This window comes from Hyphomicrobiaceae bacterium (assembly GCA_041397645.1).
Lineage (GTDB): Bacteria > Pseudomonadota > Alphaproteobacteria > Rhizobiales > Hyphomicrobiaceae > Hyphomicrobium_B.
The window spans coordinates 2,307,019-2,332,725 of record JAWKWE010000004.1; the positions used below are offsets into that span (position 1 = coordinate 2,307,019).

Genomic DNA, 25,707 nt, shown 5'->3' on the forward strand with positions numbered 1-25,707 from the left:
GAGGCAAGCCACGCTCCCGGCTGAGATGATAACGATTGCAAGAACGTCCGCTCCTGCATATCCCCAAAAAGCATTCGTCATATGCTTTCCTTTTCGAGTAACCCTGTATCGCGCATGCGGGTACGGCCAAACTCGGTCAATTCATATTCGAAGCTCAGTCGCGGCTGACCGCGGACGGAACTGAGCGTGCGATCCACCCATTTTATCAATCCGGCCGCAGTCAACTCATCAAGCGTCACACGAGTGTTGTTCTCCCAGTAAGCGCCCGAGAGGCCGTAATAGGCCAGGAGGCGGCTTACGAGTTCTTCGTCCCAAAGCCTGTCGGAACGGCTGAGTTGCTGAAGCAAAAAGCCCTTCTGATGAATCTTCATGATGCGGCCCCTCCGGCCTCACCCTCGCGCAATGTGGTGAGGGCTTCTGCGGGTTCCCGGAACATCACGAAGCTGCCGCCGACGGCAAAGACCAAGCCCACGATGAAGTAGACGGGCGGAAATTGAAGTGTGAAGGCCGCAATAAACAAAAGCGCAAATACCGCGTAGACATTGCCGATTGCTTCGCCGCGGCCCACACCAATCAGGCCAAAGCTCTTATAGAAACACGTGTAACAGAAGGCATGACAGACCGAGGCGAGAACGATCCAAACGACTGCTCTGCCCTCCACAAATGTCTCGGCAACGAGCCGATGGACGGGCAGGTCCCCAACCAGTGCCATCAACGGCAGGATCACGAGACCCCAGAAGATGACTTCAAACGTGAAGCGGCATTGAATGCCTGCGTCGGGATCCGATACGTCCATGGCGCGCGCGGCAACTGCGCCCTCCGCCCCCCAACCGACTGCAGACATGAGGCCCCCGACATAGCCAAGCCAAGCATGCTCGTTGCCAGCGTCGCCCTGACCAAAGAGCTCAGGCCCGTAGATCGCTACGCCACCTATGATGATCAAAGACATGCCGATGGCCGCATGTGTCGTGATCTTTTCGCGGTACCAATAGCGCGCGATGATGGCACCGAAGACTGGATAGAATAGCGACGTGACCGCTGCGAAAACGGGCCCGACGAAGCCCATCGCCATGTAGGATCCAAAGATCGCAATCGGCCCGCCGCAGATCGAGGCGAGTGCATACCATTTTGAGATCTTGCTGAATCGCACGAATGTGCGAGCAAAATCGGGGATTTTGCCGAGAGCACCATTCCAGAACAGAAGGAAGATGAAGACGGCGACGGCGTGGATGAAAGTCATAACCGCTGTGGCTGTCAAACGCAGAACCTGGTCGCCTTCCGGAATCCCCGCATAAGGCATCTCATACCATAGCGCCGTGCCTGGCACGTACCATGCGCCCCAGAGAACCGCCGTCCATAGCGCGAAGATAAAGCCCCAGCGCTTGGAGCGGAGTGCGTGCCTTCGAACTGCATCCGAAAGGCCCAGCTCAGACCGTTGGCTCATTGACATGGCGTTTGCTCATTAGGGTTCGACGCCTCACCTAAGGCATAAAGGGGCCGGGAGCCTTGCACGGCTCCCGGCCAAGTTTGCGCACGGGGAAGAAGTGTGCGCGTGCCGTGTTCGTGAATTCGCCTTAAGTCCGCGCCTGAAAGCAATTGAAATGCAGCGTTACTCCTGGTTCTGCAGGTTGTGCGCAACAACCCGGAAGTGCCGCATGATTTCTTCCTTTACCGGTGTTCCGACTTTCACCCTATCGAGCGCCATCGTCATGCAATTGAGCCACGCATCTCGCGCCTCAGAATTTATCTCAACGTGCTCGTGCATCTTGCGAACATTGGAATGCCCGTGCTTCTCGGCGTAAAGCTTCGGCCCACCGAAAAAGCCGGTCAGAAAGTTGAACTGCTCGATGCGCGAATGAGCGATTCCATGCCCTCGCAAATGCAGAATCTTCAGCGCATGCCCTTCCGGCTCACTCTCAACAATGTCGTAGAAAACCTCCACGAGTTCTCGAACGACATGTTCACCCCCCAACTGGGCATACAAAGAATTCATTGCCATTTTTGACTCTGCTGCGCTAACCGCCTGGCCGGACGAATTGCGGTGCTGGCCGGAAAAATGATCCGGCCAGCACAGGAGCTTTTGAGTTAAGCTGCTGGATGCGTTCTCAGACGCATCGGATCGTAGAACGGCATCTGCACGACGGTGGCGTCGTATTCTTTGCCGTTATCGACCACCTTCAGCTTTGTTCCCAACTTGGTGTAGGCCGGCGCGATCTGAGCCATCGCTAACGACTTCATCAGATGCTGGCTGAACGTGGTGCTGGTGACGGTACCGACTTCCTTGCCATCGGCGTAGATCTTGGCCAACGGCGAGATCGCTTCGTTGTGCCAAACCTCAAGGCCGGAAATGAAGGAACGTTCCTTGCCCTTCTTGTCCGCCAACGCCTTCTTGCCGATGAAGTCTGGCTTGGACATATCGACTGTCCAATCCGCACGGACCTCCCACGGCGTGGTATCTCCATGCGTCATGTCGAAGGGGAAGAACAGCAGACCGCCTTCAACGCGGATGATGTCCAGGCACGACCAGGAGACCGGCTTAACACCCTTATCCTTGCCTGCTTCCAGGATCGAATCCCAGATGAACGGCGCATCGGCGGCGCTGCAGAACACTTCATAACCGCGCTCGGCCGAATAGCCACCGCGGGCGATCGAAACCGGCTTGCCGAAAATGGTCGTCTTCTCGTGCCGGAAGTAGGGCAACTCCGCGAGCTTCATCGGCGTGTGCGGCGCCAGAACTTCGAGCGCCTTGGGCCCCTGCAGCGATATGATATGAATATCGTTGTCGCGGGCCAAATTCACGTCGAAGCCACTTTTCGCAGCAGCAGCGGCTTCTTCAAAGGCACCGCCGCCGTGGGAAACGCGATATTTGCCATCGCCGTCTACGTACACGAGAACGTCGTCGATCAACGCGCCACTTTCGTTGACGATATTGCTGATGTGGGAGTCGCCGGTCTTAGCTTTCGAAACATCACTGGTCAGAATGTGATTGAGGAACTTCAACGCATCTGGTCCATCGACGTTCACGATCTTGAGTGCGGAAACATCGAACAGCCCGGCGCAATTGCGAACCGTCTCTGTCTCCTCATAGGGGCAAGCAGAATAGTTCTGCGGAATGGGCATGTCGTTCCAAGACGATGAAAGGTCTGAACCCAGCGCTTTGTGCCGGCTGTTCAGAACCGAGTTACGCTCTTTCGTCATTGCGTTCATCGGACTTACTCTCCAGTTTTTGTTGACGTTATTTCTCTGCACCGCAACCTCGAGGTTGCGGCTTGGCGCTTCGATTTACTTGATCAGGAATCCTGGCGGTGTCGGCTTGCCGTCGTCATACTTCGACAGCCAATCGACAGTGGTCTGGTGGTAGCGGGTCAATCCCTTGTAATCGATGAGCTCAGGCGGCAGCGACTTCAGCACGCGATGGAAGCGGCGCGCCCAATCCGGATTGGTAACAAGCTCGCTCATCTTCAGAAGATAAGCCCGGATCGAAAACACGAGGGCATTCGAACGGGGCAATCGCCACAAAGCCTGCAACTCCACGCGCAGGTGCACCTTGTCTCCGACATTCTCAGGCGTGACCGATGCCCGGTCTATGCCCCAGGTGTTATAGTTTTCGGGGCTGGTATCGAGACGCGGATTGATCGTCATCGTCCAGTTGAGACGACGGACCGGACGGCCGCGCTGCAGGTTTAAGAGGAACTTCAACGCGCGATCGAACACTCCGACCTCGTGGGCCAACGGGACCGGACCGTGCCACTCCATGAAGTTCATGCCGATGTCGAAATCCAGCGACCAGTCGGCCTGCGAGGTCGCGATGCCCGCGTCCATCCAAAGATTATTGTCGCGTTGGTCGAGGATAGCAAAATCGCCCTGGCATTGCCGCGTTATGTATTCCATCGGCTCGTAAGGCAGCGTCGATTCATCACCGAAACGGAAACGCTGATCGATGCCGAGCGGACGATTGATCCAATGCCAATCGTCACCATTGCGCTCCAATGTGAAGTGCTCTGGGTATGCATCAGCCATGGACGTCATGAGCAGTTCGAGCGTGTCCCACTGCGCAGCCATCATGTGAGGCAACGCTTGGCAGCGCAGCGGATCTTCCGCCAGAACGATCGCGCGGTCGCGCATATCCGAAACGTAATGCTCGTCCACATCGATCGGAAACTCGTAAACCGATCCCTTGGCACCGGCCGTTACATGCGGCTCCATGTTCACGGAGTACATGTACTTGTCTTCCCAGAACGGGAAGGGGAAACGCGCAATGCCTTCAGGGCTATTGGCAAACGTGTAGTCGTCGCGAAACGTCTCGTTCTTGAATACCTTATTCATGGCCTTGAACCTTCCTTGAGCGCGTAGCCAATCACAGATCAAGCGTCAGGCAACCGCCGTTGACGCGCGACACGCAGATTGCAATCTGCTTCCCTTCTTTCTTTTCTTCGTCCGTAAGGTAGTGGTCGTTGTGCAGTAGCTCGGTGGTGCAATCGACCACCCGCGTCACACACTGCCCACACGCACCGCCGCGGCAGAGATACGGCGCATCCACTCCAGCTTGTTCCAAAGCCTCTAGAGCGCTTTGATGATCACCAACTTCAATGGTCTGGCCTGTGCTCTGCACCGTGATCTCGAATGGCTTGCCTGGAGGGGGAGCGCTGAAGTGCTCGAAATGCGTATTCTCCACGGGCCAGCCTTCGTGTTTTGCAACATCGAGCGCCCAGTCGATCATGCGTTGGGGGCCGCAAACGTAGAGATGCGTCCCGAGCGGTTGATTGTTCAGAATCTCCGCAAGCGGGATGCGCTCGCCGCGATTGGATCTGTAAACATGAACGCCGTGATTGGCCTCTTCAGAAAGCTCCTTGCAGAACGCGCCAGCCTCATCTGACCGCACCGCATAATGCAACTCACAGGCCGCCTTTTCTTTCTTACAGAAGTCCAGCATAGCGAGCATCGGTGTGATGCCGATCCCGCCGGCAACAAATATGTGCTTGCGCGCCTTATGGGCCAAAGCGAAAAGATTGACCGGCTCACTGATCTCCAGCTTGGTGCCAACTTCTACTTTGGTGTGCATATAGACCGAACCGCCGCGCGATTCCCGCGATCTCTGCACGCTGATCACGTAGCCGCGGTTGTCATTGGTAGCCCCCATGATGGAGTAGGGATTACGCCAGACATGCTCGCCTTCGCGCATTGTGACGATGATGTGTGAACCTGCCGAAAAGATGGGCAACGGCTCATCGTTCATGCTCACCAACTCGAAGCGCTTGATATCTTCCGCGACAGTGTCGACGCGTGCAACGCGCACATTTTGCTGGGCTCTGCTCATTTAAAATCTCCCATGGACTCTACGGGCTCACCGGGGGCTTCAGCGTCGATGCGCACGCCCATGAATGCGCCAAGCCGGCGCGAAAAATGATCGCGCACGAGAAGCAAGGTGCCACAGTGAGCGCATTTAACCGGATTCGTCGTCACATCATCTGTTATGCCTTTGCAGTGCACGCACTGCACGCGCCGCTTTGTCGAACCGCGGTGCTCGGTCAAAATCGATTGGTGTTCGATGCCATGATCCATGGCAGTCTGAACTGCTCTTGCTATCAGCGGTTCGGGACCAGCAACGTACAGACGCAACCCCATGCGCGCTTGTGACAGCGTAACGGCAAGACGATTGATCGCGGTTTCAAGCGACGGCATCGCCCAGATGTTTGCAGGCCGCAACCCGTCACCAAATGCGCCGAGGTCCGCAGCCCCCGCAGTTAGCAGGATCGAGCGCTCTGCGAATTCAGCCGTCGCCCGCTTGAACATATCAGCGACCGCCTTGACGCCCTCTGCATCCGCGACAATCAGATTCTGCTTCGCGTAGGGATCTGGCTCAAGCCCGGGGTACACGGGTCGACTTTTTATTCCGGAAACCAGCATCGTCTTATTCAACTCCTCTGCATGACCTCATGCTCGACGGCCGGTCGTCGGCGTTCGAATTGTGGGTCGACCAGGGTGGCACTGGAGGTATGCTCGCCACCCTGGTTGTTGGAACCCGACCGGTCTGACCAAGTGACCGGTCGGGCTTCCTTTGAGTACATCACGTCAAACTGGCAGCGTGAAGAACCAGTTGGCGATCAGCACCGTAGCTAGACCCGCAGCGAGCGTGAGGTACGGCAGAATGCCCGCCTTACGATGCACGATCTCGCCTGGTGTGATGTTCAAGTCCTCATACATATGGTCTGGGAAGCGATCACCATCCTGGACGTGGTGACGGAACCAGAACACCGGAAGGATCAACGAAGCCGTGAACAGGCCTGCCCACAACGCGTTGGGGTTCCAAACCTTGGCACCTGCGCCCATGAAGACTGCATTGACGAAGGCAAAGACGCCGCCGAGCACGATCAAGATCGTGGGAGCCTTCCACGGACGATGGATGTGCGCATTGTCGATGCGATGGATCCAGCCCGAGTTGAGGTTCAGGAAGTTGAAGATGATGTAGCCAACGTTGGAAACGGCGAGGATGAAGAAGAAGCTCGTCGCATCCGCGCAGGCAATGGCAAGAATGCAGAGATTGACGCACAGGTCCGTCCACATCGCTGCAGTCGGAGCACCATGCGAATTCGTCTTGCTCAGGTAGCGCGGCAACCAACCATCGACGGATGCCTGATAGAGCGTACGCGACGAACCGGCCATCGCGGTCATGATCGACAGCAACAAAGCCAGGATCATCATCATCACGAGGATGTTCGTCATGAAGCCGCTGCCGCCGACCATGTGGCCCATGGCTTCCGCAACGCCCGAACCATCTACAATCGGTCCGGCGAGCATGCCGTCAATGCCAAGCACACCCTGGAACGTGAACGGAACCAGCGTATATAGCAGAAGGCAAAGAAGGCCGGAGTAGAAGATGGCTTTGAACGTATCAGAACCCGGATTTCGGAATTCGGCCGTATAGCAGACCGCGGTTTCAAAGCCGTAGGTCGACCACGCGGCGATGAACATGCCTCCCAGGACGAGCGTCCAACCAGGAATGTCCCATTGTCCCATCTCAGGAACGTAGGCATTCTTCAGCGGAACCAACGGTGTGTAGTTGGACCAATCGATCTGTCCGGTCAGAATCGGAACAACGCCGACGATGAGCATCGGAATGATGACCAACAGGCCAATGTATTTCTGAACGTTTGCTGTACCCGCAATGCCGCGGTGCTGGATTGCGAAGGTGAGCAGCATCAAAAGCGCACCAATCCAGAATGCAGCGTTGAAGGAGAAGTGCACAGGTCCAAGCGTGCCAGATGCCAGCGTCCAATCGCGGATGTGAGGCGTCACCGCGGTAATGCCGTCTGCACTCAACAGAGCAGCAATCGCATCGTCAGCGGTCTTACCGGCATTGGCTGCAAGCCACTCAACGACACGCGGGCTGTCGGCCGCAATAGAACCCGCATTGGCCTTGACCCACGCAAGTACCGCAGGAGCATCAGCCGGAGGGATGGGGGCAAAAGCGTTCAGGATATACGCAGCTGCAATCGAACAACCGAGCGAGAGCACTGGCGACCATGCGAACCAGTTGCACCACACGGACATCGGAGCAAGCCACTTCGCGTAGCGAACCCACGCGGCGGCGCCGTACACCGAAGCGCCGCCGGATTTATTGGGAAACAGACCTGCAATTTCTGCGTAAGTAAAGGATTGGATGAAGCCCATGATCATGGACACAGTCCAGACCAGAAACGCCACCTTTCCGACCGTGCCGGCAATGCCGCCGATGGAGAACAAAACAAGGGCCGGCACACCGCTGGCAACCCAGAACGCTCCTCGCCAATCGATACCACGCACCAACTCCGTACTTGAAGTTGGTGCTGGATCATTGATCGTTCCGCTGCGTATGGATGTCATGATACTCCTCCGAAATGGATCTCTTCCACGTTTGCTCTAATTTATTGTTTGTTCTTTTCTTCGCTCAGGCTCTTGATGGCCCTTAGAGATGACCGGCAGTCGTTCCACCGGCCGACTTCTTCTCAGTTGAACTGCGCCTCCAACTCTTGCGTCAGCTCAAATAGATCCATGCAAACCCCATAGGTCGCGACGTTAAAGATCGGCGCCTCAGGATCGGTGTTGACTGCTATGATGGTGTCGACGTGCTTCATGCCGTACAGGTGCTGCACAGCGCCCGAGATGCCGAGCGCGATGTAAACCTTGCAGACACTAGCAACCTTGCCGGATTGACCGACTTGATGGGGCTTAGGCAGCCAGCCGGAATCGACGATCGGGCGCGAACATCCGAACGTGAAGCCGAGCCTATCGGCGAGCTTCTCGAAGCGAGGAAGATTATCCTTTTCCTGAATGCCTCGCCCCACGGACAAGATGTACTCGGCCTTTGAGATATCGATGTCCGACGGCGGCGCTTCGATATAGCCGGTATGTTGCATTGGCTTGGCGGCATCGCCCAGATCGGCTTCGAAGCTCGACCGCGTTGCGCTCCCTTTGCCTTCGGGAACCGGATAAGTCGCGCCGCGTAACGCTAAAACGACAATCTCCCGGCCAGGGAAAGCAACTTCCAGATTGACCTTGTTGCCGTAAGCGCCCCGCGTTGCGACGATGGCTTTCTCATCACTTGCAAGCGCGAGAACATCGCTTGCAAAGCCTGCTCCGATCCGGGCAGCAACTGCAGACGCGCAGGCCATGCCATTCACGGTGTGACCGAAAAGGATAAGCTGCGGGCGATATTTCTTGCCCAACTGAAGCGCGCATTCCTCATAGATATGTGGATCGAAATGATCGCCATCCATCTTGACGGTGACGATCTCGTCGACGCCTTCCAGATCCACTTCGGCGGCCATCGCATCCAGGCTCTGACCAATGACGGCAACGACAAGTGGTCCACCCAGCTTGTCTTTTACCGAGGCGGCTGCCCCGATAGCTTCCTTGGTGATATCGCGAACAGCACCGTTGAGATGCTCGGCGAACAGGAGGATGCCAGCCATGTCAGGCTCCCTTCTTTTCACGAATGAGGGTTGCGATGAACTTGGCGACCTCGGCCGGCGTGCCGCTAAGCATCTCGGCCTTCGATTGCTCAGGTATGTACATGCGTCGAACCTGATAGCCTGCGCTGCCATCCTGGACGTTCTTGCCATCGACAACGACTAGCGGCTTCTGCTTTGCCTGCTTGACCATCTTCATGGTTGCAAAGCGAGGCGTGTTGATGCCGGTTTGAATTGCGACGACGGCGGGCGCCTGCAGATCGAACGTGTGGCGCAAGCCGCCTTCGAGTTCGCGAGCGAGTTGCAAAGGCCCTTTGCCGTCCCAATCAAATCCAACAACAACAGCGGCATGCGGAAGCCCGAGGATACGCGCGAGCGCCGTGCCGGTTGCGCCATGCGCCTGGTCTGCCGACTGCACGCCGGAGAAGATAAGATCCGGCGATTCAGCCGCCGCGACTCCGGCGATAGCGCGAGCGATCGTGATAGGATCGGCGTTTGCGAGGGACTCATCCCATATACGCACCGCGCGATGTGCGCCCTTGGCCAGAACCTTGAACAGCGACGCATCGGCATCAGCATCGCCCACCGTCACGGCAACGACCTCACCAGCGCCGAATTTCTCGATGCATCGCAGAGCTTCTTCGAGTGCTGCGTCGTCCCACTCGTTTAACGAGAATTCCATGAACTCGCGGCGTACGTCGCGGCCATCGTCGGTGAAGCCGTATTCATCGCCGAGCTTCGCAACGTGCTTGATCGTGACCAGTATGCGCGGACCGGTCTTGGCCGGGGCTTCGTATCCTTCGAACGTGGCGGGAACCACCGGCGAGAGCGTGTCCCATGAGACAGGCTTAAAGGGCGTATCGGGAAGCGACGCGCTGGCAAGCGGTGTTGCGTCGTTGGATTTCGCCACCACCGGAACTTCAGACGGGATCGTCGCTTCTGCTTTCCGTTCTTCCACGCTCACGGGCGCAGCAATCGGTTCTGGCGTGGATGTAGCGACCGACGCCGCAGGACCAGACGTAAGCTGAGCTGCGGCAGGAGTCGCGACCGCAGGAATCGAGGCCAGCCGCGCCGAGAGAACGGCATCCAGTTTTGCGGCCACGGTGTCTGCAATCTGGGTCGCAACAGATTTGACGATGCGGTCGGCGAGAGGTGGCAGGTCTTTCAGGTTGATGGACTTCAGCTCAATTGCCTCGGCTACGAGCTCCGCCAGATCCTGGACAACGAAGTCGTTCTCGTGCCCTCCCGTCTTTCGTGCGTCTTCAAACATGGTGAGATCCTTTGGACAGCAGGTAACGAAGATGTCGATGCCACCGAGCGCGGCCGCTTCATGCACACGATTCTCCGAGGGCTTTTGCGTGCCGGGCGTATCGGGGATCCAAATGCGCCCACCGCCAGCGCCGCAGCAGAACGAGTTATCGCGATTGCGCGGCATCTCGATGAGTTCACATCCGATCAGTTCGAGCACCTTGCGGGGCGCGTCGTAGCCGCCGTTCAACCGGCCGAGATGACAGGGGTCGTGGAAGGTGACGCGCTTATTCAGCGGCTTCTTCACTTTGAGGCGTCCGCTGCTCAGCAGCTCGACCAGGACGCTGGTATAATGCTCGATGGGTGCTACTTTGCCGAACGAGGGATACTCGTTCTTGATCGTGTTGTAGCTATGGGGATCAGTTGTGATGATGCGCTTGAACGGTTTGGCACCATCCATCTGCTCGATATTGTGCGCGGCAAGCTCTTCGTAGAGCCCTTCCTCTCCAACCCGCCTAACGTCATTGCCAGCGGTCTTTTCCCCCTCGTGCAAAAGAGCGAAGTCCTCGCGTGCCGCTTTGAAAATGCGCGCGACCGTCTGACTGACTTTCTGGTTGCGAGGATCGAATGAAGCATAGTCGCCAACGAACCAAAGCGTTTCGGCTGGCTCTTCGCGAATGTCTTTTACCTTGAATTCAAGCGCCTTCGTCCATTGCGACCGTTTGCGGGAGTTTTCGCCAAAACTGTTGCCGGTATCGCCGATGACCGTGATCGTGTTGCGCAGGAGCGGGTCCATCGTGCCCTGCTCCACCAAATGTCGGCGCATACGCACGATCAAGGACGGATGCTCGATGCCCACCGGGCAGATCTCTTGACATGCTCCGCAGGTACGGCAGGCCCATAACGTCTCAGGCGCGATCACACCGCCAACCAGATCCAGTCCCGCGGTCGGGCAGCCCTGGGCGTCGTCGTTGTATTCGCGCAGATCGAGTATGAAGTCGCGCGGGCTAAGCGGATATCCGGCCGTTCGTGCAGGACAAGCTTCATGGCAACGCCCACACTTCGTGCAGGCATCGAGATGGAGCATATCCTTCCAGGTAAAATCAGAAATAGAAGCGATGCCGGCCTTTTCCGCATCCTTCGGCTCGGGCGGAAGGAGTGCAAGAGGCTTGGCATCGCGCATCAACAGCGACCCCACTGCCGATATAACATGCTTGGCTTTGTACCAGGGAATGGCGGCAGTGAAGGCAAGCGCGAGTATACCGTGCGTCCACCAGTTCACAGCGCGGATGTGAGCGGCGGTTTCAACCGACATGCCCATTCCCGTGAGGGCCTTGGCCAACAGATAGCCAACCGGCGACCACGCCGCCCACGCAGGTTGATCGACAATCAGACCGCAGGCTTCTTGCAGAAAGCCGCCAAATCCGATGATCAGCAAAGTTGTGACGAAGATCCAATCTTCTATTCTCCACGCCTTTGCGTCTGCGCGCAGATCTTTTTCTCCACGGTAACTGCGCAGGTATTCGAGCTTCTTGGGCTTGAGGATGCCACGTCGGACGATCATGTAGATCAGTCCAATGATGAGCGCCAAATGCCCTAGATCGAGCAACAGGCTCATAATGAGATAGAATTTGCCTTTGACGAAGGTGATCCCCGTCAACGGCTTGAGAATATCGACCTCGATGAAATACAACGAGGTTGCAATCGCACCGAAGAGATAACCGTAGAAGATGCCCTTATGGGCTGCACCCGCCGCCCGATCTCGACGGCGTAGCGTGCGATGAGAGAATATGTCACTTAGCGCGCGAGAAAGGCGATCCTTGAACTCCAGTGGTCCGACGAGGGATTTGCCGCGGGCATATTTGGCGAAGTGGCGGTAGGCGCCATAGAGGAATATCAACATCGACGCCGTGCCGATCATGTAGAACATGATCAGCTGGTGCGTGTTGATGCCCCAAAATAGCACACGCGATTCCACGGAAGATTACCCCTAATCCTGCAAAGGCTCGCGGCCTAGAAGTTTAAAAGTTGCGTCGGCCTCAGCGGACCAGACTCGTGCTCAAAGCAAATGCCCGAGCCGGATTGCGTCCGGCTCGGGCAAATCAGGATCAGCCGATCGTTTCGCGGTCGGTGAGCTTGGGGAAGGTCTCGTGTCCCCACACCTGACGCTCGCGGATCCACGGTTGCGGACGCTGTGGGTTGGAGGACTCGAACTCCCGCGCAATGCGGTGCCCTTCGAAGATCGCCTGAGCGATGAGGCCAGGAGCGAAGCAATCGCCTGCCTGATAGATCGCCTCGATCTCGCGCTTCTCCCACTCGTCCTTGCGGCGAGACAGTTCACGCCAAAGGCTATCGTTGGGAACACGCGCGGAGCACATGACGATCGTATCGAACGGAACCTCGACGACCTCCGTACCGGCACGGCGCGGCAGCTCACCGGTCTTTGGTGCGCCGTTACGCTTATAGCCATCGCGGAACAGATAGTACGCGGTAGCCTTGCCGGGCTCGACCTTGGTCAGCCAATGGCTGGTCAGTTCGTGGATCTTCTTCTCATGCATCATACGATGCAGGTTCGGTGCCTCCAGCGTGAAGTGCGTGTAAGGTGCGACGCCCTTCAGTGGAGACAGGATCTTAACGTGCTTGCCACGATCCGCCAGGTATTCGGCAATCGAGACGCCCGTGAAGTAGCCGTCGCAATCGACAACGAGAACGTTGTCGCCCACCGGCTTGTTCTCCATCAGGATCTGCTCTGGCGTGCAAACGTACGGCAGAGAAGAATCGACACCCTCGACCGGCGAGTGCGTGACGAAGTTGAGGCCATCTCCAGCCCAATGGGAGCCGGTAGCGAGGACGACCTTGTCTGCACCGTAGCTGAGAATGTCTTCAGCGCTCATCTTACCGACGCCCGTGTGGACCTCGACATTCTTGAGCTTCTGGAGCTGGAGCTGACGATAGATCGTCACGCGCCCCCATTCCGCCAGACCCGGATATTTGACAACCTTGCGGATGCGGCCACCAATTTCGGTGTCTGCTTCGCGCAAGTGAACATCATAGCCACGCTCGCCCAGGACGCGCGCGCATTCCATGCCTGCCGGGCCGGCGCCAACCACGAGCACCGAGGACGTCGACTTCGTCTTGGAGAATTTCTCAGGATGCCAACCGCGGCGATACTCTTCGTTAGCGGTCGCATTCTGCGTGCAAATCATGGGCGGGCCGCCGATTTCCCAGCGCGAGATGCAGACGTTGCAGCCGATGCACTCGCGAATGTCCTCGTAGCGACCTTCTTCGATCTTCTTGGGAATGAAGGGATCGGCAATCGAGGGGCGGGCGAAGCCCAGAATATCGAGGCGGCCTTCGCGGAGGCGAGCTGCCATGTCGTCGGGGCTGGTTTCGCGGCTGACGCCGAGAACCGGAACCTTGGCGACGCGTTTGCAATCGTCCGTCCAGTTGCGCTGATGGCCCGCTTTGTAGAAGCGCGACGGACCTGCGTCCTCACCCCACTCAGCGATGTCGCCTACGTTGAGATCCCAAAGATCCAGAACGCCTTTGCTGTCGACCAGCTCGATGAACTTCATGCCTTCATCGAGTGCTTCGACGCCATCGGCGCCATACAGCGTGTCGACCGCGAAACGCGTGGCAATGGCTGCTTCATGACCGACCGCCGCCTTCACCTTCTCAAGCGTCTCAATCCAGAAGCGCGCGCGGTTTTCAAATGAGCCGCCGTACCCGTCCGTGCGACGGTTGTAGTACTTGGAAAGGAACTGAAGCGGCAGATAGCTGTGTGCGCCATAGACGTAGACGATGTCGAAGCCCGCCTGCACAGAGCGCTTGGCAGCTTCCACATAAAGGTTCTGCAGATGCGCAATGTCGTCGAGATCGGCCTCGTGGCAGTACGTCAGATACTCGAATTCGGAAGCCTGCGAAGTGGGACCATAGGAAATGGCACGCGATTCCATGCAAGGCGCATGTGAGCCGCCGTACCACAACTCGACGCCGCCGAGAGCTCCGTGCTTATGAAGACTGTCGTTGAGGTGACGCAGATTGATGACGTCGCCTTCGTCCCAGATGCGCGCCGACACGCGGTGGCAGTCGTCCGACTCCGGCGAGATCGAGCAGTACTCAGTGCAGCAAGCGCCCCAACCACCCTCTGCCTTCATCCCGCGATGTCCGGCTTGCGTACCCGGCTTTTCCGACCCAGCGCCGATGCAATGGGGGACTTGATAGAATCTGTTCTTCATCGTCTTCGGGCCGATCTTGATCGGCTCAAACAAGATGTCGTGTTTCGGATTGCGCGCCATACCCACTCTCCTCCGGTTTCTTTTTAGCCCTTACGGAACCAAAATGATCCACTTTATACCATTTTTGGACCACTTTGGAGCTAAACTAGGACCAGAAAAAACCTCGTGCAACTAAATTTCGACGCTCGTCAGCAAATTTTTTTATCATAAAGAAACGTTGTGCGGCGCAAAATATAGGCAATCACACCTTGCGTGCGACATTCCGGCTTGAAAAATCGAACTTAATCAGTGTTTGACCAATGGTCTGAAATGGTCTAAAAATGACTCGATGTCGCAGAGAAGTTGCTGATTTCGACCAGATTCGACCGAGCTAAAATCCTTCAGAGGGTGGTTGAACGCCTCGGTTGGACCTATGTGTGAGCGCGAAAACCCGCCGACCCGGCGCGGCTCAAATTTTGGGCGGACGCTATTGCCGCAGTGAACAACCCTGCGCGGGGCAGGAAAACGAGGACCGAAATGAACGAAATCACGCATCCGGGCCAGCTAGACACGTCGTCCAACGGTGATAGTTCCTCCGCAGATGTCATCGCGCCGTGGGAAGCCAGCACGGCAAATCACCCTCTTATCAAGGAGCGCGTGAAGTCTGTCGCGGCAGCACTTTTTCGGCAGATCCACAAGGGCCGATACTCCTACGGAACTCGGCTTCCGTCCGAGCGCGATCTTGCTGAGGAGTTCCACCTGAGCCGCGCCGTCATCCGGCAAGCCATCGAGTTTCTTGAGACGTACGGAATCGTAACGCGCCGCGCCAACAGTGGTGCATTCGTCGCCTATAGTGCGAAGAAGGATGGCCAGATCGCAACGTCTGATCCGGCCGGTGCACAGATGCTCAATATCTCCGCCATTGCAGAGACCGCCTCACCCTTTGAAATGAATGTCCTGTGCTCGATTATCGAACCCGACATGGTTCGACTTGCAGCGCTCTACATGTCGGTGCGCGATCTGGCGAACCTCAAAAAAATTCTTGAAGAGATCGAGCGCATCATCACCAACGCGGAATTATTCGCGCATCTCGAAAAGAAGTTTTTGTTGGCTATTGCTGAAGGAACTCACAACCGGCTCTTGTTGACCATCTACACGATCATCCATGAAGTTCGCCGCCAGCCGCGCTGGTGTGCCACGCGCGTAAAGTCCCTGTCACCGGAGCGCATTGTCGAAAACCAGGCGCGGCTTCGCTCGCTCTACAATGCGCTTGAAAATCGTGACACTGAGAGTGCTGTTGAATTCATGAAGCTGCTCATCGCTGGGCATCAAGATGATCTGCTGAACTCACGCTGAACTCTTCGCGCTGGTCCCACATCAGGTTGAGTGCGCGCATGTGTTTGATCAAGTACTGACTGTTGGCGGCCCACCAAGCCCGCGTATCGACGAAATCAACAATACGTGCGCGGCCATTACGAATGGTGACGACTGGCCATTCGCCGACAAGCGCATTGTCAATGCCAAAAAGCTCGCGCCCCCACCACGTCGCCCATCCGAAGACGTGATGTCCCCTACCGCCCATCTTCATCATCGCCAGGACCGACAGGGGCGCGACCGTGCGCGCGCTTTCAACGGCGGTCTTCCACATTTCGAGGGTCGCTGCATACTCCCACGAAACCGCGCTCCATTCGCCCGGATAACGCCTGCAGAACTCGTCATAGAACCGCTTTGGCTGGGCGAAGTTGATGCGCGGATCGTCGAGCTTTGGATCGTCAAAATCGGGGAACTGGAACACGAAGTTCTCCATGAACTTCGGGCTCGTTTTCTCGATCAATGCTTGATAGTTGTCGCAGGTGCACGACAATAGCCTACCCTTGAAGCCACGCTTGTAGGCCTCGACTGTCATCGCATGCACGAACGGTTCATAGGCCGTATCCCAACACAGAATATCGGGCTCTTTCTCCAGCAATCGCGCGATGATTTGCGTAAAATCCGTGGTCTCGATCGGAAACAAATGCTCGTCGACGAGCCTCAAGCCGGCGGCTTCGAAAGCTGCGCGGTATGTCGCGATCGAGGGAAGCCCATGCTCGTCGTTTTGCGTGCACATCGCCACTGTGCGCAGTCCGGGATCGTCGCGCACCAGCCAATCCACCCCAGTGACATTGTAGATTGGATGAACTTCGCTCGGCGCAATCAAGGTCCGTGCATCGGGCGTCAGATCGCTTGGCAGCAGGGTCGTGACGAGGGCCTTGCGCTGGTTGATAAAGTCGCGCAACGGGCGCGACATATCGTTACCACCCAGCATCAAGAGCATTTCGACGCCATCCTCAAGGAGGAGCTTGCGGGCGCCAATCAAAGCCTCCTCGCTCTGAAACCTCGTATCATGGGCGACGATTTCGATCTGGTAGAGACGGTTGCCAACCCGCACGCCACCCTTCTCGTTCACCCAATCCTTCCAGATAAGACAGCCGTGGTACCCGGGCTCTGCCCAGCTTTTCAACTTTCCTGACAACGGCCCCAAAAAGCCGACCTTAAGCGTCCGTCCGGTGTTGATGATGGACGGCGGAAGCGCCAGTGAAAGCGCGGAGGTCAATGACGGCTTGCTGGTCCGATTGATCATTTATCTTCAAATTCCCGAATGGACCTTCCGAAATGGCAACAGCGCCGCAGGATATCAAGAGCCTCAGGATGAGCCAACGCTAGGGATACGATCGGAAATCCTAATGACCAAGAAAAAGACCGGTCGCGAAAGGTTCCGCAACCGGCCTTAGATAGCAATGTGCTATTTCTGATCGGTCAGATTTCGCCCTTGAGACCTTTCTCAAAGTACTTGTGAATGATCTTGTCCTGGTTCTCCAGCAACCACTCAATCGAAGGCTCGTTGCGCATCGCCTTCTTGATGGCCTTGGCTGTTGCCTCGCGATGAATGTTGAAGAGAACCCTGTGATCGAGGTCCTTGACGGTCACGATTGAGGGATTGAGCCACACGGACACGATGATGCCGATGTCGTTGGCCTTGTCGATCGGAATGTCTCCGGCACGGACTGAATCTAGCACGCCCATAGACGTTGCGTACTGAACCGTGCCCATTAGGATGTTGGTGTACTTCTCGTCGGTGACTGTGACCTTGCTTACACAAATCGTGGCGGGACGTACCATCACGTCCGTGTTCATCAGCGCCAGAACCCGTGAGTGACCAACGACCTGATTGCCGAGCAGATTTGCGAAGGCGGTGCCGAAGGGGCCGTCCATCTCGCCGATTGCCACCTCGGGTTCGGCGGCTGTACCGGGCGGACCGCCCGCAACTAATGCCTCTCCGACGCGAATGCCGAATTTTCCGCTCATGGTTATCTGCTATCCTTTCGTGTGATCCGGCACCGCCGGAATGCTCATGTTGTTGAGGTCTAACCCGAGGACCGGCTGAGGTACCGCACCGGTCAACATCTTCGGGACACAAAGATCCCAGCGCCGATCTACCTAGATGCGTTGTCAATCTCCGTCAATCTTGAAGAATTATTTTTTCTTCACAGGAACTTATGTTCTTTGTGCTTAAGCCCCAAGCCGGAACGGCCCAGCGCTTTGCCGTTGCTGACAGCGAGCCGATAAATTTTGCAGCAGAAATTTTCGATTGCAATGCAGCGAAGCTTGCTTCCAGCGCCTGATCCATCCCGCAACTTATCGAGGATCGGAGCGACTGAATCCTCATTCCGCGGATGCGAAATGGGTCAATCAGGTAACTGTCTCCCTTCACTCTGAGACAGTCGATCTCTCTCGCTGAGGCATTCAACTTACAACCAAAAACTCTAGCGTCGGTCTTCCGCGTTCGCCGCAGTGAGCACTCTCGAAAGATGCGTAAAAAACGCAGCTCGGCTTTCCCGGTTCTGAAGCAACAAAGGTATCGTCTTATGAAGCACGTCCGGCCCGAATTGGGTTTCCTTGCCCTTTTTCTTTTCCTCAACCCATCTCAGACCACAATAAGCCGCGCCGCTGAAGAGCCTGCAACGCAAGCTGCTCCGCGGCCGTCCGATGATGATCTGCGCAGATCTGATTGGATCGCCGAGGGTCGAGCCAAGTTCGTTTCCGCCTGTGCCTATTGCCACGGCTCAAAAGGCAACGCGGGTAAGGTGAAGTCCTTCACCGAACGTTCAAACTGGGATCCCCAATTCATTCACGACACGATCGTCAACGGTAGAACGCGGGGCGCAAACGTCATGCCGCCATGGGGTGGCTCGATTCCCGATGATCTGATTTGGAAAATCGTGTCCTACATCAAATCGCTTTCGGTCGATTTTAAGGGACCAATCGATCCGAAGTAACGTCGCGTTTCGCAAACGCTATACGATATGTGGAGCGCGCTGAAGTGTTTTCGGGAAATGGCTTCTTTTTGTCCCGTCGGTCTTGCGCCCCGAGCCAGCCATTTCGAACCGCCCTCCGCCAATACTTCATGCTCATTCAGATCTCCCCCGTTTCGGATTAACTGGAGTTGGATGAACATTTCAACGTTAGCAACTGGATCAAAAAACAATGAGAACCGATATCGAGTTCAAGACAGAAGACGGCACGACCTTGAGGGGTTGGCATTACGTACCCGATACCGGCAAGGGTAAGTACCCGACCATCATGATGTGCCATGGCTTTTCTGCCGTGAAAGAATTCTATCTCGATCGCTTCGGCGAGCACTTCGCTGCCAACGGATTTGCAGCCGTCATTCACGACCATCGCAATTTTGGCGCCAGCGACGGCAAGCTCCGCCTGGAGATCGATCCATGGCAACAAGTTCGCGACTGGCGCGATGCCATTACGTTTGCCGAAACACTCCCGCAGACTGACACCGACCGTATCGGGCTATGGGGAACGAGCTATTCGGGCTCGCACGGCATTGTCGTCGGCGCAATAGACCGGCGCATCAAATGCGTATCGGTCCAGGTTCCGCTGATCTCCGGCTGGTCAAATGCCCGTCGGCTGATCCGCGCCGACTTCATCGGCGGTTTCCAGCAAGGGTTTGATGCCGACAGACGTGCGCGCCTCCGGGGAGAGGCACCGGCAATGGTACCGGTCGTTGCGGAAAATCCCCTCGATCCGGCGGCCCTGCCGACGCCCGATAGCTATGCCTTCTGCATGGACACATCCAAACGAGCCCCAGCATGGCGCAATGAGGTCACTCTGCGCTCGGTGGAGATGTTCATGGAGTACGAACCGGGCGCCTACCTGCCGCTTGTCGCTCCAACACCGATACAAATGATTGTTGCTACCGGCGACGTCTTAACAGTGGCTGACCAAGCCCTTGCCGGCTACGAGACGGCGCTGCATCCAAAGCGATTGATCTGCCTGAAGGGCGGACACTTCGATGCATACGTCAAGGACTTCGACAAAGCCGCTGGCGCGGCCACGGCGTGGTTCAAGGAGCACCTCTAAGCGGCCGCGTTCTTCGCCGCGCTGCGGCGCAACGAATATCGATGCTGACAACGACAGGGCTTGGCGAAGGAACGTTTCCCGCCGAGCCCTTTCTCGTTCGCGCACAAAGTTGCAGACCTCTATTGACTGAGCAAAGAGGTCTTCGAAAGGTCTCTTGAAACGCGAGCAAGCGGCCTCCAAAAGCCGATCATCACGCGAGAGCCGGTGCGGTCAGAAACCTTCCAATCGCGTTGGAGGGTGCAAGTCAACTTGCCGCAACTCTCGTTCTCTCACTCGCTCAATTTTCATCTAAAGCATTGAAAGCTCATACGAACGGCAGTCTGGCCCGGTTGTTGCTCTTGAACTTCCTTGCACGTCGTCCACGCGGCGGCACCGCAGGGGAGAAACGCCAACCATGACCGAAACATTTTACGACGTCTTACGACGCCAGGGCATATCGCGACGCAGCTTCTTGAAGTTCTGCAGCTTGACCGCCGCCTCACTGGGTCTTGCGCCTGAATTCGGACCACGAATGGCGCACGCGCTGGAAAATAAGCCACGCACTCCGGTGCTTTGGCTGCACGGCCTGGAGTGCACGTGCTGCTCGGAGGCTTTCATCCGTTCGGCGCATCCGCTCGCCTCGGACGTAATCTTGTCGATGATCTCACTGGACTACGACGACACCATCATGGCCGCGGCTGGTCACCAGGCGGAAGCCATCGTCGATGAGATCATCGAGAAATATAAAGGCAATTACATCCTCGCTTGCGAAGGCAATCCCCCGCTCAACGCCGATGGCATGTACTGCATTATCGGCGGAAAGCCTTATCTCGATCAGCTGAAGAAGGCCGCCGCCGACTGCAAGGCCATCATCTCGTGGGGATCGTGCGCATCGTGGGGCTGTGTCCAGGCAGCGCGCCCCAATCCCACCAAGGCCGTGCCGATCCACCACGTCATACATGACAAGCCGATCATCAAGGTCCCCGGTTGCCCGCCGATCCCGGAAGTCATGACTGCGGTAATCACCTACATCGCGACATTCGAGAAACTGCCCGAGCTTGACCGTCAGGGCCGTCCAAAAATGTTCTACTCCCAGCGCATTCACGACAAATGCTACCGCCGCCCACACTTCGATGCCGGCCAGTTCATCGAAGCCTGGGACGACGACAGTGCACGCAAGGGCTACTGCCTGTACAAGATGGGCTGCAAAGGCCCCACAACGTACAACGCCTGCTCCACCGTGCGCTGGAATGGCGGCGTCTCCTTCCCCATTCAGTCCGGCCATGGCTGCATCGGATGCTCGGAAGACGGTTTCTGGGACAACGGCTCCTTCTACAATCGCCTCACCGACATCAACCAATTCGGAATTGAAGCCAATGCCGACGACGTCGGCAAGACCGCGGCCGGCGTCGTAGGCGCGGCTGTCGCCGCCCACGCGGCCGTCAGCGCCATTAAGCGTGCGCGCAATAACGGAGGGAATGAGTAATGAACGCCCAGACACCCAACGGCTTTAGCCTCGACACCTCCGGCAAGCGCGTCGTCGTCGATCCCGTTACCCGCATCGAAGGCCACATGCGTTGCGAAGTGAATGTCGACAACGAGAACATCATCCGCAACGCGGTTTCAACCGGCACTATGTGGCGTGGTCTGGAAGTCATTCTCAAGGGTCGCGATCCGCGCGACGCCTGGGCGTTCACGCAGCGCATCTGCGGCGTATGCACAGGCACGCACGCCCTCACCTCGGTGCGCGCGGTCGAAGACGCCCTCGGCATCAAGATTCCCGAGAATGCCAACTCTATCCGCAACATCATGCAGCTTTGCCTGCAGGTGCACGACCACCTTGTGCACTTCTATCACCTGCACGCGCTCGACTGGGTCAACCCGGTCAATGCTCTGAAGGCGGACCCCAAAGCAACGTCCGAGTTACAGCAGAAGGTTTCACCCAACCACCCGAAGGCCTCGGCCGGCTACTTCCGCGACGTGCAGAACAAGCTGAAGCGGTTTGTTGAAAGCGGCCAGTTGGGCCCCTTCCGCAACGGATATTGGACAAACCCTGCCTATCTGCTCCCACCCGAAGCAGACCTTATGGCAACGACGCACTATCTGGAGGCACTCGACTTCCAGCCCACCATCATGCGCATTCGCACCATCTTCGGCGGCAAGGACCCGCATCCGAACTGGCTCGTGGGGGGTGTACCGTGCGCGATCAATGTCGACGGAGTGGGCTCTGTTGGCGCAGTCAACATGGAACGCCTCAATATGGTGCGCTCCATCATCGAGCAAACCATCCGCTTCGTCGACGACGTCTACATTCCAGATCTTCTGGCGGTCGGCCAGTTCTACAAGGGCTGGCTCTATGGCGGCGGCCTGTCCGGCAAGTGCGTCCTCGCTTACGGAGATATTCCCGAGAACGCCAACGACTATTCCCCGACAAACCTTTTGATGCCGTCAGGCGCAATCATCGACGGCAATCTGAAAGAGGTTCATCCGGTCGATCTACGCGACCCGACACAGATCCAGGAATTCGTACCTCACTCCTGGTACAAATATGCCGACGAGAAGAAAGGCTTACATCCCTGGGACGGCGTTACCGAGCCAAACTACCAGCTTGGCCCTAACGCCAAGGGAACCAAGACCAACATCGAGCAGATCGACGAAGACGCCAAATACTCGTGGATCAAGGCGCCGCGTTGGAATGGGCATGCAATGGAGGTCGGGCCGCTGGCTCGCTACGTCGTGGGCTATGCGCAGGGCAACAAGGACATCACCGAACAGATCAACCTGGTGCTGAAGACGCTCGATGTACCGGTGGATGCGCTGTTCTCGACTTTGGGCCGTACAGCCGCGAGAGCTTTGGAGTGCCAGTGGTCGGCATACAAGATGCGCTACTTCCTCGACAAGCTGGTCGCCAACATCAAGGCTGGCGACAGTTCGACGGCCAACGTCGAATATTGGGAACCTTCTACCTGGCCCAAGGAAGCCAAGGGAGTGGGCTTCACCGAAGCTCCGCGCGGGGCTCTGGCACACTGGATCCGCATCAAGGACACCAAGATCGATAACTACCAGTGCGTCGTGCCGACGACATGGAACGGCTCCCCACGCGACAACGAAGGCAACATCGGCGCCTTCGAAGCCTCCCTCATGAACACCAAGATGGAACGGCCCGAAGAGCCGGTCGAAATTCTGCGCACCTTGCACAGCTTCGATCCCTGCCTTGCCTGCTCTACGCACGTTATGAGCGAGGACGGGCAGGAACTCACGCAAATCAAAGTGCGCTGAGCACTGGGAGAAAACACATGAGACTACTTGCAAAAATAGCATATGCGGGCCTCGCCTTTGCGGCGCTCGGCACGGTCCCAGCGCTCGCGCACACCGGTGTCCCCGGGCATATTCACACAGGCTTGACGGCGGGCTTTCTGCATCCTCTGACTGGTATCGACCACATGCTCGCGATGCTGGCGGTTGGCTTCTGGTCGGCGCTTGCATTCAAAAAGTCGACACACGTGGCCGCCGCTCCGATTGCCTTCGTGCTTGCCATGCTGGCAGGTGCAGTCCTCAGTTTCTTCGGCTCGGGCTTCCCGTTCGCTGAAACAGGCATTGCCCTGTCCGTCGCCGCACTCGGCCTCCTCATCCTGGCGAAAGTCGAGCTGTCCGTCGCAACGGGCTGCTGTCTGATCGGCTTGTTCGCGCTGTGCCACGGCTACGCGCACGGGGCCGAAGCATCTGGAGCGGTCGGGGCTTACATGGCCGGGTTTGCGATCACGACGGCGATGCTTCATGTAGCCGGCATCGGCATAGGCCGTGCATTGATGCAGGTGCGTTTGGCCGCTCCTGCAATCGGCGCCGGACTTACAGTTGCCGGCGCCTATCTGCTCGCCTCGTGAGGAGGGTCCCATGTCGAAAGCAGCGAAGTCTTCCGGACAAATCGAGGAAGCCGTTTATGTCTACGAAGGGCCTCTACGGCTCTGGCATTGGATCAATGCACTGGCCATTCTAACACTTGCACTGACCGGATATTTCATCGGCTCGCCATTGCCGACCATGCCGGGCGAAGCAAGCGCGCATTTCCTTATGGGCTACATACGCTTTGCCCATTTCGCAGCCGGGTACATACTCATTGTGGGTTTCTTGCTGCGGATTTACTGGTCGTTCGCTGGAAACGAACATGCCAGGCAAATCTTTACCCCGCCAATCTTCAATAAGGAATGGTGGGGCGAGGTCTGGCATGAGATCAAGTGGTACCTGTTCGCGACCTCGGAGCCGAAGAAGTACATCGGTCATAATCCGCTTGCGACCCTCGCCATGCACGTCCTGTTCGTGTGGGGCGTCATATTCATGATGATCACGGGCCTTGCTCTCTACGGAGAAGGAGCGGGCATGGATTCCTGGCAGTATACGATGTTCACCAGTTGGGTGATGCCGTTGTTCGGCAACAGCCAGTGGGTGCACACCTACCATCACTTAGGGATGTGGGTGATCCTGATCTTCGTAATGGTCCATGTCTATGCGGCCGTGCGCGAAGACATCATGTCCCGACAAAGCATCCTCTCGACCATGATTTCCGGATGGCGCACCTTCAAGGACAAGCGTCCGGCCGACGACGACCACTAAAGCCGATCAGCACTGCTCCACTGCGATCCCAAGACTGAGAACCTATCTCCGTCCTCCACCGAGGGCGGAGTTTTTGCATGTGCGAAGGAGACTAACCATCGCTGGCCGCCACTATTCCAGCTTCCGACATCGGCCCGATGCATATGGCAAGTTAGTTTCCAATAATGCCGCGTAGGTGGTAACTTTCCTTTCAATCCGATACGACAAGCCGTCCCACATGCGACATAACCCACTGAAAACAATGATAGGCGACAAGTTGGCCTGCTAGTTGCTTAGCACTGGTTAACGCAACACTCCATCCAGAAGGGTGTGCAATGGAGCAAGAACGCAACGTCTTGATCCTGGGGATCGGGAACCTGCTGTGGGCCGATGAAGGGTTTGGCGTGCGCGCGGCTGAAGCGCTCAATCGCACTCATACCTTTGCATCCAACGTGACCGTGATGGATGGGGGTACGCAGGGCCTCTATCTGATTGAGCACGTGCGCAAGGCTGACATCCTGGTGGTGTTCGACGCCGTCGACTATGGGCTTGCACCCGGCACTCTGAAGCTCGTTGAGGATGGCGAGGTTCCCAAGTTCCTGGGCGCCAAGAAGATGAGTCTGCATCAGACCGGCTTCCAGGATGTCCTCGCATCTGCCGATATGTTTGGGGATCTGCCGGAGCATCTGTTTCTTATCGGAGTACAGCCCGAGGAACTCGAAGATTACGGCGGCTCGCTACGCGCATCAGTCAAGGCGCAGATTGCACCCGCGATCTCTCACGCGATCGATTATCTCGCCCGCTTTGGCATCAACGCGCAGGAGCGTTCCGAACCGCTTTCGGAAAGCGTGACTCTCTCATCGCCAGAAGTTGCCCTCGACGCCTATGAACGCGACCGACCTGCCGAACACGAAGCCTACCGACACGGAGACGCTCGTGTCGTCTTCTCCCCATCAGCAGACCCGGACCGGGAGAGAAGCTGAATGTGCATCGGTCTTCCCATGCAGGTTATCGAAGCTAGAGAAGGCTTCGCTGTCTGTCGCGGACAGGGCGAGACCCGCCACATCGATATGAAGCTTGTTGGAGATCAACCGGAGGGCACCTGGGTGCTGGTCTTTATCGATGCCGCCCGCGAGGTCGTCACAGCCGACCACGCCTCAGCTGTGAGTAAGGCCTTAAGAGCACTCGATCTTGCCATGTCGGGACTTCCTTCGAGCCAGGATATTGACGCGCTGTTCCCCGATCTTGCCGACCGCGAACCGCAACTGCCAGAACACCTGAAACCCACAACAATTCGATGACGCGAAAGG

The 25,707-nt window shown here is 57.1% G+C and carries 23 protein-coding genes; 9 read left to right on the plus strand and 14 right to left on the minus strand.

All coding sequences use genetic code 11. From position 1 onward, the window contains the following. Window positions 1-77: 77 nt before the first annotated feature. The 11 genes from R3D51_10840 to R3D51_10890 form a co-directional block, all read right to left on the minus strand. Window positions 78-371 (minus strand): hypothetical protein, encoded by a 294-nt coding sequence (locus R3D51_10840; GenBank protein MEZ5899975.1) that lies wholly within the window; start codon window positions 369-371, stop codon window positions 78-80. After that, on the minus strand, window positions 368-1,450 hold the full coding sequence (locus R3D51_10845) for a DMT family transporter (protein MEZ5899976.1): 1,083 nt from the start codon (window positions 1,448-1,450) through the stop codon (window positions 368-370). Before R3D51_10845 ends, R3D51_10840 begins: the two co-directional genes overlap by 4 nt. Window positions 1,451-1,609: 159 nt before the next feature. Further along, a complete protein-coding gene (locus tag R3D51_10850) occupies window positions 1,610-1,999 on the minus strand; it encodes a group II truncated hemoglobin (GenBank protein MEZ5899977.1) in 390 nt (129 codons plus the stop codon). Between the two features lie 86 nt (window positions 2,000-2,085). Further along, entirely contained in the window at window positions 2,086-3,207 is a 1,122-nt protein-coding gene (locus R3D51_10855) for an aminomethyltransferase family protein (GenBank protein ID MEZ5899978.1), read from the minus strand. A gap of 75 nt (window positions 3,208-3,282) precedes the next feature. Continuing rightward, window positions 3,283-4,326 carry a DUF3445 domain-containing protein gene (locus R3D51_10860; protein MEZ5899979.1) on the minus strand — a complete coding sequence of 348 codons (1,044 nt, stop codon included), beginning with the start codon at window positions 4,324-4,326 and terminating at the stop codon, window positions 3,283-3,285. 31 nt (window positions 4,327-4,357) lie between these two features. Next, window positions 4,358-5,317, minus strand: a complete 960-nt coding sequence (locus R3D51_10865) for a PDR/VanB family oxidoreductase (GenBank protein MEZ5899980.1) — start codon at window positions 5,315-5,317, stop codon at window positions 4,358-4,360. Beyond that, window positions 5,314-5,907, minus strand: a complete 594-nt coding sequence (locus R3D51_10870; protein ID MEZ5899981.1) for a dimethylamine monooxygenase subunit DmmA family protein — start codon at window positions 5,905-5,907, stop codon at window positions 5,314-5,316. Before R3D51_10870 ends, R3D51_10865 begins: the two co-directional genes overlap by 4 nt. A 165-nt stretch (window positions 5,908-6,072) precedes the next feature. Continuing rightward, the gene (locus R3D51_10875; protein MEZ5899982.1) at window positions 6,073-7,863 is read right to left on the minus strand and encodes an APC family permease; all 1,791 of its coding nucleotides are present in this window, start codon (window positions 7,861-7,863) and stop codon (window positions 6,073-6,075) included. Window positions 7,864-7,985: 122 nt separating this feature from the next. Further along, entirely contained in the window at window positions 7,986-8,951 is a 966-nt protein-coding gene (locus R3D51_10880) for an electron transfer flavoprotein subunit alpha/FixB family protein (protein MEZ5899983.1), read from the minus strand. A gap of 1 nt (window position 8,952) precedes the next feature. Next, window positions 8,953-12,174 (minus strand): heterodisulfide reductase-related iron-sulfur binding cluster, encoded by a 3,222-nt coding sequence (locus R3D51_10885; GenBank protein ID MEZ5899984.1) that lies wholly within the window; start codon window positions 12,172-12,174, stop codon window positions 8,953-8,955. Window positions 12,175-12,304: 130 nt separating this feature from the next. Then, window positions 12,305-14,494, minus strand: coding sequence for an FAD-dependent oxidoreductase (locus R3D51_10890; GenBank protein MEZ5899985.1), 2,190 nt, complete (start codon window positions 14,492-14,494; stop codon window positions 12,305-12,307). A 456-nt stretch (window positions 14,495-14,950) separates the two neighbouring features. Here R3D51_10890 and R3D51_10895 point away from each other — a divergent pair, with 456 nt between their 5' ends. After that, window positions 14,951-15,769, plus strand: a complete 819-nt coding sequence (locus tag R3D51_10895; GenBank protein ID MEZ5899986.1) for a GntR family transcriptional regulator — start codon at window positions 14,951-14,953, stop codon at window positions 15,767-15,769. On the opposite strand, the gene R3D51_10900 is transcribed toward R3D51_10895, so the two are convergent. From R3D51_10900 to R3D51_10910, 3 genes are all read right to left on the minus strand, one after another. Beyond that, on the minus strand, window positions 15,729-17,033 hold the full coding sequence (locus R3D51_10900) for an ABC transporter substrate-binding protein (GenBank protein MEZ5899987.1): 1,305 nt from the start codon (window positions 17,031-17,033) through the stop codon (window positions 15,729-15,731). The two genes, R3D51_10895 and R3D51_10900, sit on opposite strands and share 41 nt — an antisense overlap. A gap of 176 nt (window positions 17,034-17,209) precedes the next feature. Further along, a complete protein-coding gene (fae, locus tag R3D51_10905) occupies window positions 17,210-17,758 on the minus strand; it encodes a formaldehyde-activating enzyme (protein ID MEZ5899988.1) in 549 nt (182 codons plus the stop codon). Window positions 17,759-17,912: 154 nt separating this feature from the next. Then, the gene (locus tag R3D51_10910; GenBank protein ID MEZ5899989.1) at window positions 17,913-18,080 is read right to left on the minus strand and encodes a hypothetical protein; all 168 of its coding nucleotides are present in this window, start codon (window positions 18,078-18,080) and stop codon (window positions 17,913-17,915) included. Between the two features lie 238 nt (window positions 18,081-18,318). On the opposite strand from R3D51_10910, the gene R3D51_10915 reads away from it, so the two are divergent. From R3D51_10915 to R3D51_10950, 8 genes are all read left to right on the plus strand, one after another. Further along, on the plus strand, window positions 18,319-18,729 hold the full coding sequence (locus R3D51_10915) for a cytochrome c (GenBank protein MEZ5899990.1): 411 nt from the start codon (window positions 18,319-18,321) through the stop codon (window positions 18,727-18,729). A 208-nt stretch (window positions 18,730-18,937) separates the two neighbouring features. After that, window positions 18,938-19,828, plus strand: a complete 891-nt coding sequence (locus R3D51_10920) for an alpha/beta hydrolase (protein MEZ5899991.1) — start codon at window positions 18,938-18,940, stop codon at window positions 19,826-19,828. A 394-nt stretch (window positions 19,829-20,222) separates the two neighbouring features. Beyond that, entirely contained in the window at window positions 20,223-21,293 is a 1,071-nt protein-coding gene (locus R3D51_10925; protein MEZ5899992.1) for a hydrogenase small subunit, read from the plus strand. Beyond that, complete coding sequence (locus tag R3D51_10930) at window positions 21,293-23,086, plus strand: nickel-dependent hydrogenase large subunit (GenBank protein ID MEZ5899993.1); 1,794 nt, start codon at window positions 21,293-21,295, stop codon at window positions 23,084-23,086. Before R3D51_10925 ends, R3D51_10930 begins: the two co-directional genes overlap by 1 nt. A 17-nt stretch (window positions 23,087-23,103) precedes the next feature. Further along, window positions 23,104-23,691 (plus strand): HupE/UreJ family protein, encoded by a 588-nt coding sequence (locus R3D51_10935; protein ID MEZ5899994.1) that lies wholly within the window; start codon window positions 23,104-23,106, stop codon window positions 23,689-23,691. Between the two features lie 10 nt (window positions 23,692-23,701). After that, window positions 23,702-24,418 (plus strand): Ni/Fe-hydrogenase, b-type cytochrome subunit, encoded by a 717-nt coding sequence (gene cybH / locus R3D51_10940; GenBank protein MEZ5899995.1) that lies wholly within the window; start codon window positions 23,702-23,704, stop codon window positions 24,416-24,418. A 314-nt stretch (window positions 24,419-24,732) separates the two neighbouring features. Next, window positions 24,733-25,380 carry a HyaD/HybD family hydrogenase maturation endopeptidase gene (locus R3D51_10945; GenBank protein ID MEZ5899996.1) on the plus strand — a complete coding sequence of 216 codons (648 nt, stop codon included), beginning with the start codon at window positions 24,733-24,735 and terminating at the stop codon, window positions 25,378-25,380. After that, window positions 25,381-25,698, plus strand: coding sequence for a HypC/HybG/HupF family hydrogenase formation chaperone (locus tag R3D51_10950; protein MEZ5899997.1), 318 nt, complete (start codon window positions 25,381-25,383; stop codon window positions 25,696-25,698). Window positions 25,699-25,707: the final 9 nt, after the last annotated feature.

Coding starts and splice junctions, on each gene's coding strand:
- R3D51_10935 (MEZ5899994.1), top strand. CDS start 23,104: ATGAGACTACTTGCAAAAATAGCATATGCGGGCCTCGCCTTTGCGGCG.
- R3D51_10855 (MEZ5899978.1), bottom strand. CDS start 3,207: ATGAACGCAATGACGAAAGAGCGTAACTCGGTTCTGAACAGCCGGCAC.
- R3D51_10850 (MEZ5899977.1), bottom strand. CDS start 1,999: ATGGCAATGAATTCTTTGTATGCCCAGTTGGGGGGTGAACATGTCGTT.
- R3D51_10950 (MEZ5899997.1), top strand. CDS start 25,381: ATGTGCATCGGTCTTCCCATGCAGGTTATCGAAGCTAGAGAAGGCTTC.
- cybH (MEZ5899995.1), top strand. CDS start 23,702: ATGTCGAAAGCAGCGAAGTCTTCCGGACAAATCGAGGAAGCCGTTTAT.
- R3D51_10870 (MEZ5899981.1), bottom strand. CDS start 5,907: ATGCTGGTTTCCGGAATAAAAAGTCGACCCGTGTACCCCGGGCTTGAG.
- R3D51_10840 (MEZ5899975.1), bottom strand. CDS start 371: ATGAAGATTCATCAGAAGGGCTTTTTGCTTCAGCAACTCAGCCGTTCC.
- fae (MEZ5899988.1), bottom strand. CDS start 17,758: ATGAGCGGAAAATTCGGCATTCGCGTCGGAGAGGCATTAGTTGCGGGC.
- R3D51_10925 (MEZ5899992.1), top strand. CDS start 20,223: ATGACCGAAACATTTTACGACGTCTTACGACGCCAGGGCATATCGCGA.
- R3D51_10890 (MEZ5899985.1), bottom strand. CDS start 14,494: ATGGCGCGCAATCCGAAACACGACATCTTGTTTGAGCCGATCAAGATC.
- R3D51_10875 (MEZ5899982.1), bottom strand. CDS start 7,863: ATGACATCCATACGCAGCGGAACGATCAATGATCCAGCACCAACTTCA.
- R3D51_10900 (MEZ5899987.1), bottom strand. CDS start 17,033: ATGATCAATCGGACCAGCAAGCCGTCATTGACCTCCGCGCTTTCACTG.
- R3D51_10845 (MEZ5899976.1), bottom strand. CDS start 1,450: ATGTCAATGAGCCAACGGTCTGAGCTGGGCCTTTCGGATGCAGTTCGA.
- R3D51_10920 (MEZ5899991.1), top strand. CDS start 18,938: ATGAGAACCGATATCGAGTTCAAGACAGAAGACGGCACGACCTTGAGG.
- R3D51_10865 (MEZ5899980.1), bottom strand. CDS start 5,317: ATGAGCAGAGCCCAGCAAAATGTGCGCGTTGCACGCGTCGACACTGTC.
- R3D51_10930 (MEZ5899993.1), top strand. CDS start 21,293: ATGAACGCCCAGACACCCAACGGCTTTAGCCTCGACACCTCCGGCAAG.
- R3D51_10895 (MEZ5899986.1), top strand. CDS start 14,951: ATGAACGAAATCACGCATCCGGGCCAGCTAGACACGTCGTCCAACGGT.
- R3D51_10910 (MEZ5899989.1), bottom strand. CDS start 18,080: ATGGATCAGGCGCTGGAAGCAAGCTTCGCTGCATTGCAATCGAAAATT.
- R3D51_10915 (MEZ5899990.1), top strand. CDS start 18,319: ATGAAGCACGTCCGGCCCGAATTGGGTTTCCTTGCCCTTTTTCTTTTC.
- R3D51_10880 (MEZ5899983.1), bottom strand. CDS start 8,951: ATGGCTGGCATCCTCCTGTTCGCCGAGCATCTCAACGGTGCTGTTCGC.
- R3D51_10860 (MEZ5899979.1), bottom strand. CDS start 4,326: ATGAATAAGGTATTCAAGAACGAGACGTTTCGCGACGACTACACGTTT.
- R3D51_10945 (MEZ5899996.1), top strand. CDS start 24,733: ATGGAGCAAGAACGCAACGTCTTGATCCTGGGGATCGGGAACCTGCTG.